A 15,629-nucleotide genomic window follows, 5' to 3' on the forward strand; every position below is an offset into this window, starting at 1 on the left:
GTGCCGTTTTGGCAAAAACCGTTGGGTGAGATGACTGAGCAGGAGTGGGAATCCCTCTGCGACGGTTGTGGCAAATGCTGCCTGAACAAGCTGATCGACGATGATACCGATGAGGTGTACTTCACCAACGTGGCTTGCCAGTTGCTGAACCACAAGTCGTGTCAGTGCAACAAGTACCCGACCCGCTTCGACTACGTGCCGGATTGCTACAAGATCACCCCGGAAAACGTTGGTGAGCTCGACTGGCTGCCGCCAAGTTGCGCCTATAAACGCCTGCACGAAGGCCGTGGGCTGCCCAGTTGGCACCCGTTGTTGACCGGTAGCGCTTCCGCCATGCACGCGGCAGGCATGTCGATTCGTAACAAGGTGCTGGATGAGCGTGACGTGGGCACCGAAAGCCAGATTCTGATTGGCTGCATCGTGCATTGGCCCGCCAACGACATCGACTGACCCCAGGGGCGCCATTCAGGCGCCCTTGTTGTATCTGTGCCTGAATCATCGTGGTGCTTGTCACCCTGGAGCCTGGTGTGTCACTGTCTTGGCATGCCCCTTCAAGGAGAGAAGCTGATGGCACGTACCCAAACCTATGAACACGATGAAGCCGGCAACTGCATTTTGACCGTCAGTGCTGCCAGCCAGAAGGGCGGTATGGCCCAGGTGGTCGGTGGCCACCTGTTTCGCCGTTACCTGGAAGGTGACCGCCACTTTATCATCCGCCTGCCCGGCAATATTGGGCTGACCACCATGGAGGTGATCAGCGGTGCGTTACTGGGACTGAACGCCAAGATTACCCTGGAAGGAGATGGGGCAGCCCGGGTGGAGGAGTATCTTCGCGAGCAGCACGACCACCAGCTCTGACCACGGGCGCTAAGTCACCTTAGGGTCAATGGGATTGTTGGCTGCCACAATCCCGCTCCTGACAACATCACACTCCGGCGGGCGTGGTGCTGTCTCTTGTCGCGCTCCCCCCTCTTGTCACGCTTCCCCCTATGCTGAGTCAGCGCACCCGCAGCGTGGTACCGGTTGGTTTGCCGGGATTAACGCTGCTTCTGTTACGCATTGACACTTAATGACATTTCCCGCCGGTTTCGCCGCCATTGTCAGCGAGTGTCAACGAGTTTCAGGGTCTTGACCAAGCCTTGCCCAGCTTTACATCCGGTCTGTTGTGAGCAACGAGTGGTTCGGTAATGCTGCCTGAAATGGATTTTGGGCAATAAGAGTAACCGATGATGATGGCGCTTTTGGGCAGATGGCCAAAGTTGGGCGCCGCGGCGCTGGTCATGGGACTGGCGAGCTGCACGAGTAGCGGTAAATTCTACACGCACGAACCCGATGACGAGTTCAGCGTGTTGAACACCCTGGCTTTTCCGCTGGTACTGGTGGGGGCGGACCTGGTGTATGAATCCATCATGGGGGCGGTGCAGGAGGGGCGCGGCGGCGCCGAGGCAACAGCGTTATTGCGCTGTGTCGGCGCGTTTTGTCATCAAGCGGCAGCGTGGGATTGGGATCCGGATGAAAACCAATACCACTGCCGCATCACCCATGGGCTTAAGGGCGGGGAGGTAACGGATGCTGAGCAGTGTCAGCATCAGCCCTTGCAGGATAACTGGGAATGACCCGCCCAACCGGGCTGGTTTAACGCCGGCGCAGCAACACCGCAGTGAGGACCAGGGCCGCAGCCATCAGATAGAGCGCAAACGAGACCAGAGTCCACTGCGCCATGGTGACGCCCAGCCACTCCCAGGCTTTGTCGGTACAGTCACCGGTGGGCTCAAACAGCGCCGGCATCCAGTGATGCAGGGGCAACCAGCTTGGAAAGTCGGGGATAAAGTCACAGCTGGCGCCGAACAGGCCAAAGCCCTCCGGTGGGGTGGACTGCTTCTCCACCAGTTGCCAGGCGATCTTGGCGCCCCAGCCCGCACCGACTATCCATCCTATCCAACCGATAAGCCGCGCCAGTGCGCTTGAGGGCAACAGGGCGGGGACGAGTGCTGCCAGGCCAATGGCACACACCGCAACCCGGATGTAGATGCACATGACGCAGGGGCCCAGCTCATAGACGTACTGGAACACCAATGCGGCCCCCATCAGGCCAAAAGCGGAGAGGGACAGCAGCAGCCAGGCGGCGCGTTGCTGGGGCAGGGCGGCAAGTCGGTCGAGCATAGTCAATCCTTCGAAACAAAAACGGCGCCAATGGGCGCCGTTTTGGGGTAAAGCCGGGTAACCGGGGCTTAGTGGCCAGAGACCGCAGCGCCGGCATCAGCGGCGTGGTGGCTGATCCACTGAAGGTTATACATTGCCTCGGTAGCTTCAGACAAGACGCCGAAGTGGATCATCGCCAGACCGACCAGGGTCAGTACGATGGTGTAAGGCAGCGCCAGGATAACCATCCGACCGTAAGACAGGCGGATAAGCGGCGCCAGTGCAGAGGTCAGCAGGAACAGGAACGCAGCCTGACCGTTCGGGGTCGCAACAGACGGCAGGTTGGTGCCGGTGTTGATGGCGACAGCCAGCATGTCGAACTGGTCACGGGTGATGTCGCCTTGCAGCAGGGCGGCTTTCACCTCGTTGATGTACACGGTACCCACGAACACGTTATCGGACACCATAGAGAGCGCGCCGTTGGCCAGGTAGAACATCACCGCCTGGGTGTTGCCCTCAAACTGCAGTACCCAGTGAATCACGGGGTAGAACAGCTTCTGGTCAATGATCACGCCCACGACGGCGAAGAAGACAGCCAGCAGCGCGGTAAAGGGCAGGGCCTCTTCAAACGCTTTGCCCAGGCTGTGCTCATCGATAACGCCGTTAAACGCGGTGCAGAGAATGATAACGGACAGACCAATCAGGCCCACGGCCGCAACGTGCAGAGCCAGACCGGCGATCAGCCACACGCCCACCAGGGCCTGAACGATCAGCTGCATCTTCTCTTTGTTGGTGCGGTTGGCGTCTTCGTGGTTGGCGAAGTCCACCAGGATCTGGCGTACCGGCTCCGGCAGCGGTGCGCCGTAACCGAACAGTTTGAACTTCTCAACCAGCATACAGGTGGCCAGGCCGGCAATCAGAACCGGGATGCTGACCGGCGCCATGCGCAGGAAGAACTCACCAAAGCCCCAGTTGGCTTGCGCGGCGATGATGAGGTTTTGCGGTTCGCCTACCATGGTGCACACACCACCGAGGGCGGTACCCACACCAGCGTGCATCATCAGGTTACGCAGGAACGCGCGGAAGTCTTCCAGATCGTCCTTGGACAGCTCGATGCTTTCGTCGTCGTTGTGATCGTGGCTTTGCTGGAAGCTCTTGCCGGACGCCACTTTGTGGTAGATGGCGTAGAAGCCGACTGCCACGCTGATAACCACGGCGATAACGGTCAACGCGTCGAGGAAGGCGGACAGGAAGGCCGCAGCCATACAGAACGCCAGAGACACGATGGTTTTGGATTTGATGCGGGTGATCAGCTTGGTAAAGATGAACAGCAGCAACTGCTTCATAAAGTAGATGCCGGCCACCATAAAGATCAGCAGCAGGATCACTTCCAGGTTGGCTTCGATCTCATGCAGAACCTGGTTGGGCGAGGTCATGCCGATGGCAACCGCCTCGATGGCCAGAAGACCGCCCGGCTGAAGCGGGTAGCATTTCAGGGCCATGGCCAGGGTAAAGATGAACTCCACCACCAGCAGCCAGCCAGCGATGAAAGGATCGAACATAAAGACCAGGGGATTGATCACCAAGAAGGTGAGAATGGCCGCTTTGTACCATTTAGGGGCGCTGCCCAGAAAATTCTGGAAAAATGCCTGTTGTAATGAGACCGCCATGACTTCCTCAGGGGCTGGTAAAAAACTCGCGAAGAGCCGATGTTATGATTTTAAGGGCGGAGTTTAATGCGAATGCAGTCACAAAGTCACTTCTGATGCACACTAAGTCACCAATGAATAACCTGGCGTGGCGTAAATGTGTTCAGAACTGGCGACAAACTGACCGCGAACAGGCAACGATTGGGCCGTCTCGACTTCCTATTTCACCCCCCTCTGGTATGATCACCCGACAACTAAAAGCGATAACACGATTAACAGGCTGCCGTTTCCATGATCATTAAAGCTCAAAGCCCGGCTGGATTTGCCGAAGAGTACATCGTTAAGTCCATCTGGAATAACAAGTTCCCGCCGGGGTCGATTCTGCCCGCCGAGCGTGAGTTGTCTGAACTGATTGGCGTTACCCGCACCACGCTGCGTGAGGTATTGCAGCGTTTGGCCCGGGACGGCTGGTTGAGCATCCAACATGGTAAACCCACCCGGGTGAACAACTTTTGGGAAACCTCTGGCCTCAACATTCTGGAAACCATCGCCCGCCTGGATCAGGACGGTGTACCAGAGCTGATGGACCAACTGCTGGCAGCACGAACCAACATCAGCAGCATCTACCTCCGTTCCGCAGTGCGTCACTGCCCGGAAAAAGTGCTTGAGCTGGTTCAGGAAGCGCAAGATTTGCCGGAAGATGGCGGCGCATTCGCCGATTTTGACTACCACTTTAACCACAGTGTGGCCTTTGCCTCAGGCAATCCGATCTACTCGCTGATTCTGAATGGCTTTAAGGGGCTGTACAGCCGGGTAGGGCGTTACTACTTCACCAGTGAAGAGGGACGCGAGCTGGCCCGCGCCTACTACCGTGAGCTGGGTGAGTTGGCTGCGAAAGGCGACTTTGAGGCGGTGGTTCCGCTGGTGCGCCGTTACGGTATGGGTTCCGGTAAAATCTGGCAGAAGATCCGCGGCGACATGCCGAAGGACATCGCCGAAACCAAGATCTGATTATTCCCGCTTCTTCTCCGGGCAGCGTGCGATCAACTCCACGCTGCCGTTTTCCTGTTCCTGCTCCAGTATCACATCGAAGCCCCACAACCGGTGCAGGTGCTTCATCACTTCCTCTTTGCTCTCTGCCAACGGAATGCGGTCTTGTGGTGTGTAACGCAACACCAGGCTGCGGTCGCCACGGACCTTCACATTCCAGATCTGGATATTGGGCTCGAGGTGACTGAGGTTGTACTGCCGCGCTAACGCGGTGCGCAGTTCACGATAGCCCTGCTCGTCGTGGATGGCGGACACCTCAAGGTAGTTCTTCCGGTCGTCATCGCGCACCCCAAACAGCTTGAACTGCCGCATCAGTCGGGGTGACAGGTACTGGGCAATAAAGCTCTCGTCCTTAAAGTTGGCCATGGCGAAATGCACCGCATCCAGCCAGTCGGTACCGGCCAGGTCCGGGAACCACTCGCGGTCTTCCGGCTCCGGACTCTCGCAGATACGGCGGATGTCCTGGAACATCGCAAAGCCTAATGCGTAGGGGTTGATGCCACTGTAGTAGGGGCTGTTGTAGGGCGGTTGCAGCACCACATTGGTGTGGCTGTGCAGAAACTCCATCATAAAGCGGTCAGACAGTTTCCCCTCGTCATACAGGTGGTTAAGGATGGTGTAGTGCCAGAAGGTGGCCCAGCCTTCGTTCATCACCTGGGTTTGCTTCTGGGGATAGAAGTACTGCGCCACTTTGCGCACGATGCGCACCAGTTCCCGCTGCCACGGCTCCAGTAGCGGTGCGTTTTTCTCGATGAAGTAGAGCAGGTTCTCCTGCGGATCCGGCGGGAATCGGATCTCATCCTCTGCGGTGGCCTCCTCTTTGCGTTCCGGCAGGGTGCGCCACAGGTCGTTGACCTGGGTTTGCAGATACTCTTCACGCTCCTTCTGGCGCTGTTTCTCTTCCCGCAGCGAGATCTCGGCCGGGCGCTTGTAGCGGTCGACGCCGTAGTTCATCAGGGCATGGCAGGAGTCGAGCAGGTCTTCCACCGCATCGATGCCATGGGCCTGTTCGCAATCGGCAATGTATTTCTTGGCAAACAGCAGGTAATCGATGATGGAGTCGGCGTCGGTCCAGGTGCGGAACAGGTAGTTGCCTTTAAAAAAGCTGTTGTGGCCGTAGCTGGCGTGGGCCATCACCAGTGCCTGCATGGTGATGGTGTTCTCCTCCATCAGGTAGGCGATGCAGGGGTTGGAGTTGATCACGATCTCATAGGCCAGACCCATCTGGCCCCGCTTGTAGTTCTGCTCGGTCTCAATGAACTTCTTGCCGAACGACCAGTGGGCATAACCAATGGGCATGCCGACACTGGCGTAGGCGTCCATCATCTGCTCGGCGGTGATCACCTCGATCTGGTTCGGGTAGGTGTCGAGGCGATAGTGGTCAGCAACCCGGGCGATCTCATCCTGATACTGCTGCAGCAACTCGAAGGTCCAGTCCGGACCGTCCGGCAATGTCTGTCGCTCTGCCATACGCATTCCCCCTGAAAACGTTACGCGGCCTGTTTCTTAAACAGCTCGCGGAATACCGGGTAGATGTCCTCCACCGAGCGGATATGCTGCAGGGCAAAGTGCGGATTGACCTTGGCCAGCGCTTCATACTCCCGCCATAGGGTCTGGTGGGCCCGGTTAGTGATTTCGATGTAGGTGTAGTAGCGGCACACCGGCAGAATCTTCTTGTCCATCAACTCCCGGCACTGGGGCGAATCATCGGCCCAGTTGTCGCCGTCGGAGGCTTGTGCGGCGTAGATGTTCCACTCATTGGCGGGGTAGCGCTCCGCCTGGATCTCATGCATCAGCCGCAATGCGCTGGAGACGATGGTGCCGCCGGTTTCCTGGCTGTAGAAGAACTCGTGCTCGTCCACCTCTTTGGCCTGGGTATGGTGGCGAATAAACACCACGTCCAGTGACTTGTAGGTTCGGGTGAGGAACAGGTAGAGCAGGATATAGAAGCGTTTGGCCATATCCTTGGTGGCCTGATCCATGGAGCCGGACACGTCCATCAGGCAGAACATCACCGCCTTGGAGGTGGGCACCGGGCGTTGAGTGAAGGCGTTGTAGCGCAGGTCGAAGGTGTCGATAAAGGGCACCGCATCGATGCGTCGCTTCAGCTCGGCAATCTCCGCTTCCAGGGCCTGGATCTGCTCGGCACTGGAGCCCGGTGTATCCAGCAGCGCGGCGAGTTGCTTCTCCAGCTCTGCGAGGGTTTTCTTCTTGCCCGAGGTCAGGGCGGTGCGACGCGCCAGAGACTGGCGCAGTGACCGGACAATATGGATGTTGGCCGGTACGCCGTCGGTGGTCACCCCGGCCCGGAAGGTTTTGAACTCCACCAGCTTGTCGAGGCTGTTGCGCTGCAGGTTGGGCAGGGCCAGGTCATCAAACAGCAGGTCGAGATACTCATCTTTGGAGATGGTAAAGACGAAATCGTCCTCCCCCTCACCGCTGTTGGACGCTTGGCCCTGTCCGGCACCGCCCGCACCCCCACCGGGCGGCCGCTCAATGCGGTCGCCGCGGGTGAACTGGTCGTTACCGGGGTGCACCCGCTCACGGTCCCCGCCGGCGCCATGGTGGAACACCGGCTCGGTGATGTTTTTGCTGGGGATGCTGATCTGCTCCCCGCTGTCCACATCGGTGACACTGCGATTGGTGACGGCGTCGGATACCGCTTTCTTGATCTGCTGCTTGTAGCGCCGCAGAAATCGTTGGCGGTTAACCGTGCTCTTGCCCTTGGCGTTCAGGCGCCGATCGATAAAGTGGGCCATAGGCAACCTCCCATCAGCTCGACTTCCGAACGCGGAGGTACCATTCCGACAACAGCCGAACCTGCTTGCGGGTGTAGCCCTTCTCCATCATGCGGTCGACGAAGTCATCGTGTTTCTTCTGTTCGTCCGCCGAGGTCTTGGTGTTGAAGGAGATCACCGGCAGCAGATCTTCGGTGTTGGAGAACATCTTCTTCTCAATCACGGAACGCAGCTTCTCGTAGCTGGTCCAGTTCGGATTCTTGCCGTTGTTGTTGGCGCGGGCCCGAAGCACGAAGTTGACGATCTCGTTGCGGAAGTCTTTGGGGTTGCTGATCCCGGCCGGCTTCTCAATCTTCTCCAGCTCGGCATTCAGCGCCGCCCGGTCAAACAGTTGGCCGGTTTCAGGGTCACGGTATTCCTGGTCCTGGATCCAGAAATCGGCGTAGGTGACGTAGCGGTCAAAGATGTTCTGGCCGTATTCGCTGTAGGACTCGAGGTAGGCGGTCTGGATCTCCTTGCCGATAAACTCGACGTATTTGGGGATCAGGTAACCCTTCAGGTGCTCGAGGTACTTGTCGGCCAGCTCCTGCGGGAACTGTTCCCGCTCAATCTGCTTCTCCAGCACGTAGAACAGGTGCACCGGATTGGCCGCCACTTCGGCGTGGTCGAAGTTGAATACCCGGGACAGGATCTTGAAGGCGAAACGGGTAGAGAGTCCGCTCATCCCTTCATCCACACCGGCGAAGTCTCGATACTCCTGGTGGGATTTGGCTTTCGGGTCGGTGTCTTTCAGCGTCTCACCGTCGTACACACGCATCTTCGAATAGATGGAGGAGTTCTCCGGATCCTTCAGTCGGGACAGCACACTGAACTGGCTCAGGATAGAGAGGGTGCTGGGCGCGCACTGGGCGTCCACCAGCTCCGAGTTGGCCAGCAGTTTTTCGTAGATGCGACGCTCTTCCGATACCCGCAGGCAGTAGGGCACCTTGACGATGTAAACCCGGTCAAGGAAGGCTTCGTTGTTCTTGTTGTTGCGGAATGTCTGCCACTCCGATTCGTTGGAGTGGGCCAGAATGATGCCGCTGTAGGGCAGGGCGGACAGCCCCTCGGTGCCGTTGTAGTTGCCCTCCTGGGTGGCGGTCAGCAGCGGGTGCAGCACCTTGATGGGGGCTTTGAACATCTCCACAAACTCCATCACCCCCTGGTTGGCTTTACACAGGGCGCCGGAGTAGGCGTAAGCGTCGGCGTCATCCTGGGCAAAGTGCTCCAGCTGGCGGATGTCCACCTTACCGACGAGGGAGGAGATGTCCTGGTTGTTTTCATCGCCGGGTTCGGTTTTGGCGACGGCGATCTGGTCCAGCACGGAGGGGTATACCTTGGCGACGCGGAATTTGGTGATGTCCCCACCAAACTCGTGCAGGCGCTTGGCGGCCCAGGGTGACGTAACGCTGCGCAGATAACGCTTCGGTACGCCGTACTCTTTCTCAAGGATCTCGCCGTCTTCGTCCACGTCGAACAGGCAAAGGGGGTGATCATTCACCGGGCTGCGCACGCCGTTGGCGGTCAGCACGTAGATGGGGATGCGGGTGATCAGCTTCTTCAGCTTTTCGGCAAGGGAGGATTTACCGCCCCCGACGGGGCCCAGCAGGTACAGAATCTGTTTCGATTCTTCCAGTCCCTGTGCGGCGTGTTTGAGGTAAGCGACGATCTGCTCAATCGCCTCTTCCATGCCATAAAATTCAGCGAAGGCGGGGTAGCGGGCAATCACCCGATTGGAGAAGATCCGGGACAAACGCGGTTCCAGCGCCGTGTCGATCATTTCCGGCTCACCGATGGCCATCAGCAGGCGTTCGGCAGCGCTGGCGTAAGCGCCCCGGTCGGCTTTGCACATCTCCAGGAACTCCTGAAGGCTGTACTCTTCGTCCCGGGTTTGTTCATAGCGATGTTGATAGTGCTCGAAGATGCTCATGTGTCACTCCCCCAAAGTCGCTGAAGCCACGTTTCGCAGCTGCGGTGAAAAAGACGTTAGCTTTCGGTAAGCGTAGACCGAGATTCCCTAACCTGTTCACTGCGCAAGTAAAAACCGACGGATCTTCTTCGCTTTTCCTCAGCTTAGCCCGGTAGGACTGCCGTCGTTACTCGGGTTAGTAGACCCTCTTGTACGCCGGGTTATTGCAACCAGATTACCCTGTTTCGACGTTGGGGGTGGTGAAAAAATGGTCACAGGCCGTGAGGCGGGCACAAAAAAGGAGGGCCGAGGCCCCCCTTGTTATGAGTGAATTGGCTTTGCCTATCAGGCGAAGTTTTCGTTAACGAAATCCCAGTTCACCAGGTTCCAGAACGCGTCCATGTAGTTCGGACGGGCGTTGCGGTAGTCGATGTAGTAAGCGTGTTCCCACAGGTCTACGGTCAGCAGCGGGGTAACACCGGCTTCGGTCAGCGGGGTAGCGGCATTGCTGGTGTTTACAATGGCCAGGCTGCCGTCGGCGTTCTTAACCAGCCAGGTCCAGGAGGAGCCAAAGTTGTTGATGGCGGACTCAGTGAACTGGGCTTTAAAGGCGTCGAAGGAACCGAACGCGCTGTTGATGGCGTCAGCGATGGCACCAGTGGCGGCACCACCACCGTTCGGGGACAGGCAGTGCCAGTAGAAGGTGTGGTTCCAGATCTGGGCTGCGTTGTTGAATACACCGCCGGTGGAGGTCTTGACGATCTCTTCCAGAGACTTGCCAGCCAGCTCGGTACCTTCAACCAGGCCGTTCAGCTTGGTGACGTAAGTGGCATGGTGTTTACCGTGGTGGAACTCCAGGGTCTCGGCGGAGATGTGGGGCTCCAATGCATCTTTTGCGTACGGCAGTGCAGGTAGTTCAAACGCCATTGCTCTTCTCCATGTGTTATTAGAGGTGTGACATTCATGTGCTGGTCGTCATTCTAACGGAGGAAAAGGTGAGGCGCATCAACTTCTATGCCGAGCAAAATGTGGTTGGCTAAAATTTTATCCACAGTAATTTTGGTGTTTTGTCCCAACCACCGCTTGGCATAGAATGGGACCAGGTTCACAACCATAGAGACAGACGTATTCATGGATACCGTAGAAAAGATCAAAAGTCAGATCGCTGAAAACCCCATCATTCTCTATATGAAGGGTTCCCCTAAGCTGCCCAGCTGTGGCTTCTCTGCCCAGGCAGCCCAGGCGCTGATGAATTGCGGTGAGCAATTTGCCTACGTTGATATCCTGCAGAACCCCGATATCCGTGCTGAACTGCCGGCGTACGCCAACTGGCCGACTTTCCCCCAGCTGTGGGTTGAAGGTGAGCTGATCGGCGGCTGTGACATCATTATGGAGATGTTCCAGAAGGGCGAACTGCAGGCGCTGATCAAAGAAACGGCGGCGAAGAGCGCTGCGGCTGAGTAAGACTCAGGCTCAATAAATAACGGCGCCACTGGGCGCCGTTTTTTTGTGTGTTCGAACCTGGAGGTTCAGCCTTTGCGGTTCAGGCGAAGCGCCTGCAGGTGCAGCATCTCGGTGGCCAGGGTGGCACCTGCCAATGCGGTCAGGTCGGCGTGGTCATAGGCCGGGGAGACCTCAACCACATCCATGCCCACAATGTTCAGGCCCTGCATGCCGCGGATGATCTTCATCGCCTTGTCGGTGGTCAGGCCGCCACACACCGGGGTGCCGGTGCCCGGAGCAAACGCCGGATCCAGGCAGTCGATGTCGAAGGTCAGGTAAACCGGCAGGTCGCCCACCCGATTGCGAATGGCCGCGACAATCTCGTCCGCGCTCATGTCGTTGGCACGGTCCGCTTCCACCACCTGGTAACCGTGACCTTCGCGGGTGTATTCGGTACGGATGCCGATCTGGATGGAGTGCTCAGGGTCGACCAGGCCTTCGTTCGGGGCGTGGAAGAACATGGTGCCATGGTCGTATTTGCCACCGGCGTTGTAGGTGTCGGTGTGGGCATCGAAATGCACCAGCGCCATCTTGCCGTAGTGCTTGGCGTGGGCGCGCAGCAGCGGCAGGGTGATGAAGTGATCACCACCGAAGGTCAGCAGGGTTTTACCGGCGTCAATCAACTGGTCTGCGTGGGCGGTCAGGCGGGTCATCATCTGCTCGCTGTCGCCGCAATCGAACACCAGATCACCACAATCCACCATCTTCAGCTGCTCACGCAGATCGAAGTCCCAGGGCCAGCGGCAGCCTTCCCAGGCCAGGTTCACGGATGCCTTGCGCAGGGCTTCCGGACCCTGGCGTGCGCCAGAGCGACCGGTGGTGGCCAGATCAAAGGGCACACCGGTGATCACCAGGTCGGCGTCGGATTCGGCCGGGCGGAAGTTCAGCGGCTGGCGCAGAAAGCCAAACGCGTTGCTGTAGAGGGAGTAATCGGGGTGGTTGGCGAGAGTGGCCATAATGCTCCAAGCATGAAAATGCGGGTGAGGGTTACCCGGTCAGTATCGGACAATATTTTCCTCCAGCCACGCGCAGTTGTCACTCATTTGCTGCGTCGTTCAACCCTCAGCATGGTGAGATGGCAGGGGATAGGCATTGGACAGGGGCGGGATCCGGTCATAAGTTTCATTAAAACCCGCGGACTAGTGAGGCACTATGCGCTGGCTTCCCCTTGTTGCGTTGTTGATTGGCTGCAGCGCCCGAACGCCGCCGGTTCCAGAGGTGAGCGTCACCCCCCTGGCAGACCTTCGTGGCCCGATGTCCGTGGTAGAACGTTTGTCCGATGACCTCAACGAAGGCGATCAATCCGCCCTGCGCATGGCGATTCAACCAGACCACCCCCTGGCTCAGTGGGAACCGGAGTTGCTCAACGACCCGGCCTGGCGTGAACTGGTGGACCAGTGGGTGGAGGAGCTGGTGATGCACGCCGGTACCGGTCAGTGGCAGTTTCGCCAGCTGGTGACGGTTGGCTCGGGATGGCGCGCAGAGTATCGCCTCGTTCATGAAAACTTTGCGGTGGAGTACTTCTACTTCGACATTGGTGACGGCCCGCAAGGCCTGCGCATTGAGGATATGGGCAATCACCTGTTTCAGATGAGTCAGGTACAACTGATGGACCACCTCTACCACCAGCTGATGCGCGAGTACGGTGAAGCGGAACAACCCTTTAACCACTTCTTCTCCTACCTCCAACCCTATGGGGAAGGGGAGGTGGACAAGTCGGTGTTTGTGAAGGCCTACCGTCAGCTGCCCAAGGAGATCCAGGCCAACTCATTGACCCGAGAACTGGTATTACGCGCTCTCAGCGGCAATGAGAGCCAGTGGTACAGCGGATTGCCCAGCAATATGGTGCATCGCCTCTATGGTGACGACTACCGCCTGATGCAGACCAACACCTGCTTGTCCGATCTTGACGCCGACTGCCGGGGCATCTTCGAACGGTTGCCCGCCACGTTGCGCAACGATGTGGCGATGCAGACTGAGATGGGGATCCGGGCGCTGCACCGGGGTGAACTGGAGCGGGCGGGTGCCTACGCGGATGCGGCGCTGGCGGACAGTGACGATTACCTGCCCACGTTCTGGCTCAGTCTGCAGGTGGCGCTGGGAGAGGATGACCACAGCAGTGCCATCGCCAGTCTGGACCGGCTGTCTCGCCAGTTTGATCTGCCGCTGGACAAAACCATCCTGTTCGAAGTGTATCCGGCCGCCGGTGAAAGGCTGTTGGCCTCCTCTGACTTCACTCAGTGGGCACAACGGGTGCAGGAAGAGGAAGCCCAGTAATCCCATTTTTCATCCGACACTGTGCGCTCACCGGTCGACTTATCGCGGTGGGCGCATTACTGTTTTTGCCAGTACTTACAACCGGATGGAGTCCCATTATGAAGCGTTCCCGTTGTTCCCTGGCCGTATTGGTAACCGGGGTACTGGCCCTGACCGGCTGTGCCGGGCCGGACGGTGCCATCGAGATGGTGCCGATTGAGTCGGCACAGCCAGCGTCGCAGCCCGAACCGGTGACGTTGGTGATGGCCTGTGATTCTGTGCGTTTCCCTGCCCGTATTGAAGGGGAGACCGCCTGGCTGTTCCTGCCCGGCGAGACGGTTGCGGCCAAGCAGGTGGTGTCGGCCTCGGGGGCGCGCTATGACGGCGAGGGCGTTACCCTGTGGCTCAAAGGGGAGGAGGGGCTGTTGATGCAGCCGGGCCAGCCCAATCAAAACTGCGTTAATGATCGTCGGGCGGCGATATGGGAAGGGGCCAAGCTGGATGGCATGGACTTCCGGGCCGTGGGCAACGAGCCGCCGTGGGTGCTGGAGCTGTGGCCGGAGACCATCGTGCTGAAAACCGGCTATGAGCAGGTACGTCAATCCTGGCCACGACCGGAACCGACCAACCTGGAGCGTGCCAGCCGCTTTGACCTGGCGGACGGGGTGTCCGTTCTGCTGGAGGGAAAATCCTGTGCCGATACCATGGTGGACGAACGCTACGAAACCACGGTGACGGTGACCACACCGGAGCGCACTTATCGAGGTTGCGGCAAAGCGCTGCACTGAGCCTGCTCAGCAGACACAAAAAAGCGCGCCCCCAGGGCGCGCTTTTGTTTGCGGTTACACCATCAGAAGCTGGCGTTACGCGGTGAACGCGGGAAGGGGATCACGTCACGGATGTTGGTCACACCGGTCACGTAGCTCACCAGACGCTCGAAGCCCAGACCGAAACCGGCATGCGGGATGGTGCCGTAGCGACGCAGGTCGCGGTACCAGTACATCTCTTCCTTCGGCAGACCCATCTCTTCCATACGCTGGTCGAGGATATCCAGACGCTCTTCACGCTGGGAGCCACCGATGATCTCACCGATGCCCGGGGCCAGTACGTCCATGGCGGCAACGGTTTTACCGTCGTCGTTCAGGCGCATGTAGAAAGCTTTGATGTCTTTCGGGTAGTTCTTCACGACGACCGGCGCCTTGAAGTGCTCTTCAGCCAGGAAGCGCTCGTGCTCGGAAGCCAGATCGATGCCCCACTCAACCGGGAACTCGAACGTCTTACCGCAGTTTTTCAGGATCTCAATGGCGTCGGTGTAATCCACTTGGGCGAAGTCGGCTTCAACGAAGGACTTCAGACGGGTGATCACCTCTTTGTTGACACGCTGTTCGAAGAACTGCAGGTCATCCATGCGCTCATCCAGCACCGCGCGGAAGCAGTACTTCAGCATCGCTTCGGCCAGTTTGGCGTTGTCTTCCAGATCGGCAAACGCCACTTCCGGCTCCACCATCCAGAACTCCGCCAGGTGGCGGGAGGTGTTGGAGTTTTCAGCGCGGAAGGTCGGGCCGAAGGTGTACACCTTGCTCATGGCACAGGCGTAGGTTTCAGCGTTGAGCTGGCCGGATACGGTCAGGAAGGTCTCTTTGCCGAAGAAATCCTGGTCGTAATCCACCTCACCGTTTTCCAGGCGTGGCAGGTTGTTCATGTCCAGGGTGGAGACGCGGAACATCTCACCAGCGCCTTCACAGTCAGAGGCGGTCAGAATCGGGGTTGAAACCCAGATGAAGCCCTGCTCGTGGTAGAAGCGGTGAATTGCCTGGGACAGGCAGTTACGAACGCGCATCACGGCACCGGTAATGTTGGTGCGGGGACGCAGGTGAGCCACTTCACGCAGGTATTCGATGGAGTGGCGCTTGGCCGCCATCGGGTAGGTGTCCGGGTCTTCAACCCAGCCCACCACCTTCACGTTGGTGACTTTCATTTCGAACTGCTGGCCCTGGCCGGGGGACTCCACCACTTCACCGGTCATCTCAACGGAGCAACCAGCGGTCAGGCGGAGGATCTCATTCTCGTAATTCGGCAGATTATTGGGCGCTACGCCCTGGATCGGATCAAAACAGGAGCCGTCATATACAGCCAGGAAAGAGATGCCTGCTTTGGAGTCACGACGGGTGCGGATCCAACCGCGCACCGTGACTTCGCTGCCGACAGCGTGATCGCCTTTGAGGACGTCCGCAATGGTTGCCAGGGTCATACTCGAAAAGTTCTCCAACGAGTCGTTTACTAAAGGGTTTCCCGGCGTGGCGCCGGACAGGACATCTTACCTTGAAACGCCAGTTTCTCAAG

At 58.4% G+C, this 15,629-nt stretch carries 15 protein-coding genes; 7 read left to right on the forward strand and 8 right to left on the reverse strand.

All coding sequences use genetic code 11. From position 1 onward, the window contains the following. The 3 genes from FBAL_RS08745 to FBAL_RS08755 all read left to right on the forward strand — a co-directional run bounded on the left by FBAL_RS08745 (position 1) and on the right by FBAL_RS08755 (position 1,616). Positions 1-450 (forward strand): YcgN family cysteine cluster protein, encoded by a 450-nt coding sequence (locus FBAL_RS08745; RefSeq protein WP_280963965.1) that lies wholly within the window; start codon positions 1-3, stop codon positions 448-450. A 117-nt stretch (positions 451-567) separates the two neighbouring features. Then, positions 568-858, forward strand: coding sequence for a hypothetical protein (locus FBAL_RS08750; RefSeq protein ID WP_013345239.1), 291 nt, complete (start codon positions 568-570; stop codon positions 856-858). Positions 859-1,226: 368 nt separating this feature from the next. Next, positions 1,227-1,616, forward strand: a complete 390-nt coding sequence (locus FBAL_RS08755) for a hypothetical protein (protein WP_013345240.1) — start codon at positions 1,227-1,229, stop codon at positions 1,614-1,616. 19 nt (positions 1,617-1,635) lie between these two features. Here the strand turns inward: FBAL_RS08755 and dsbB are convergent, their stop codons facing one another. Together dsbB and nhaB are read right to left on the reverse strand one after the other, a co-directional pair. Then, positions 1,636-2,163, reverse strand: coding sequence for a disulfide bond formation protein DsbB (gene dsbB, locus FBAL_RS08760; RefSeq protein ID WP_013345241.1), 528 nt, complete (start codon positions 2,161-2,163; stop codon positions 1,636-1,638). A 68-nt stretch (positions 2,164-2,231) separates the two neighbouring features. Further along, entirely contained in the window at positions 2,232-3,812 is a 1,581-nt protein-coding gene (gene nhaB, locus FBAL_RS08765; RefSeq protein WP_013345242.1) for a sodium/proton antiporter NhaB, read from the reverse strand. Between the two features lie 270 nt (positions 3,813-4,082). On the opposite strand from nhaB, the gene fadR reads away from it, so the two are divergent. Then, a complete protein-coding gene (gene fadR / locus FBAL_RS08770; RefSeq protein ID WP_013345243.1) occupies positions 4,083-4,802 on the forward strand; it encodes a fatty acid metabolism transcriptional regulator FadR in 720 nt (239 codons plus the stop codon). Here fadR and FBAL_RS08775 read toward each other — a convergent pair whose 3' ends face one another. From FBAL_RS08775 to sodB, 4 genes are all read right to left on the reverse strand, one after another. After that, on the reverse strand, positions 4,803-6,311 hold the full coding sequence (locus tag FBAL_RS08775; protein ID WP_013345244.1) for a SpoVR family protein: 1,509 nt from the start codon (positions 6,309-6,311) through the stop codon (positions 4,803-4,805). Between the two features lie 20 nt (positions 6,312-6,331). Beyond that, a complete protein-coding gene (locus FBAL_RS08780; protein ID WP_013345245.1) occupies positions 6,332-7,600 on the reverse strand; it encodes a YeaH/YhbH family protein in 1,269 nt (422 codons plus the stop codon). 13 nt (positions 7,601-7,613) lie between these two features. Then, positions 7,614-9,548 (reverse strand): PrkA family serine protein kinase, encoded by a 1,935-nt coding sequence (locus FBAL_RS08785; protein WP_013345246.1) that lies wholly within the window; start codon positions 9,546-9,548, stop codon positions 7,614-7,616. A gap of 324 nt (positions 9,549-9,872) precedes the next feature. Next, entirely contained in the window at positions 9,873-10,454 is a 582-nt protein-coding gene (gene sodB / locus FBAL_RS08790; protein ID WP_013345247.1) for a superoxide dismutase [Fe], read from the reverse strand. A 204-nt stretch (positions 10,455-10,658) separates the two neighbouring features. Between sodB and FBAL_RS08795 the strand changes: the two genes are divergently transcribed. Next, positions 10,659-10,991, forward strand: a complete 333-nt coding sequence (locus FBAL_RS08795) for a Grx4 family monothiol glutaredoxin (RefSeq protein WP_013345248.1) — start codon at positions 10,659-10,661, stop codon at positions 10,989-10,991. A gap of 65 nt (positions 10,992-11,056) precedes the next feature. On the opposite strand, the gene speB is transcribed toward FBAL_RS08795, so the two are convergent. Next, a complete protein-coding gene (gene speB, locus FBAL_RS08800; protein ID WP_013345249.1) occupies positions 11,057-11,986 on the reverse strand; it encodes an agmatinase in 930 nt (309 codons plus the stop codon). Between the two features lie 196 nt (positions 11,987-12,182). On the opposite strand from speB, the gene FBAL_RS08805 reads away from it, so the two are divergent. Both FBAL_RS08805 and FBAL_RS08810 read left to right on the forward strand, forming a co-directional pair. Beyond that, a complete protein-coding gene (locus FBAL_RS08805; RefSeq protein ID WP_013345250.1) occupies positions 12,183-13,307 on the forward strand; it encodes a hypothetical protein in 1,125 nt (374 codons plus the stop codon). Between the two features lie 98 nt (positions 13,308-13,405). After that, positions 13,406-14,074, forward strand: coding sequence for an MliC family protein (locus FBAL_RS08810; protein ID WP_013345251.1), 669 nt, complete (start codon positions 13,406-13,408; stop codon positions 14,072-14,074). A gap of 62 nt (positions 14,075-14,136) precedes the next feature. Here FBAL_RS08810 and asnS read toward each other — a convergent pair whose 3' ends face one another. Next, entirely contained in the window at positions 14,137-15,537 is a 1,401-nt protein-coding gene (gene asnS, locus FBAL_RS08815; RefSeq protein WP_013345252.1) for an asparagine--tRNA ligase, read from the reverse strand. Between the last annotated feature and the right edge of the window lie 92 nt (positions 15,538-15,629).

Origin of the sequence: Ferrimonas balearica DSM 9799 (genome assembly GCF_000148645.1) — a bacterium.
GTDB classification, from domain to species: domain Bacteria; phylum Pseudomonadota; class Gammaproteobacteria; order Enterobacterales; family Shewanellaceae; genus Ferrimonas; species Ferrimonas balearica.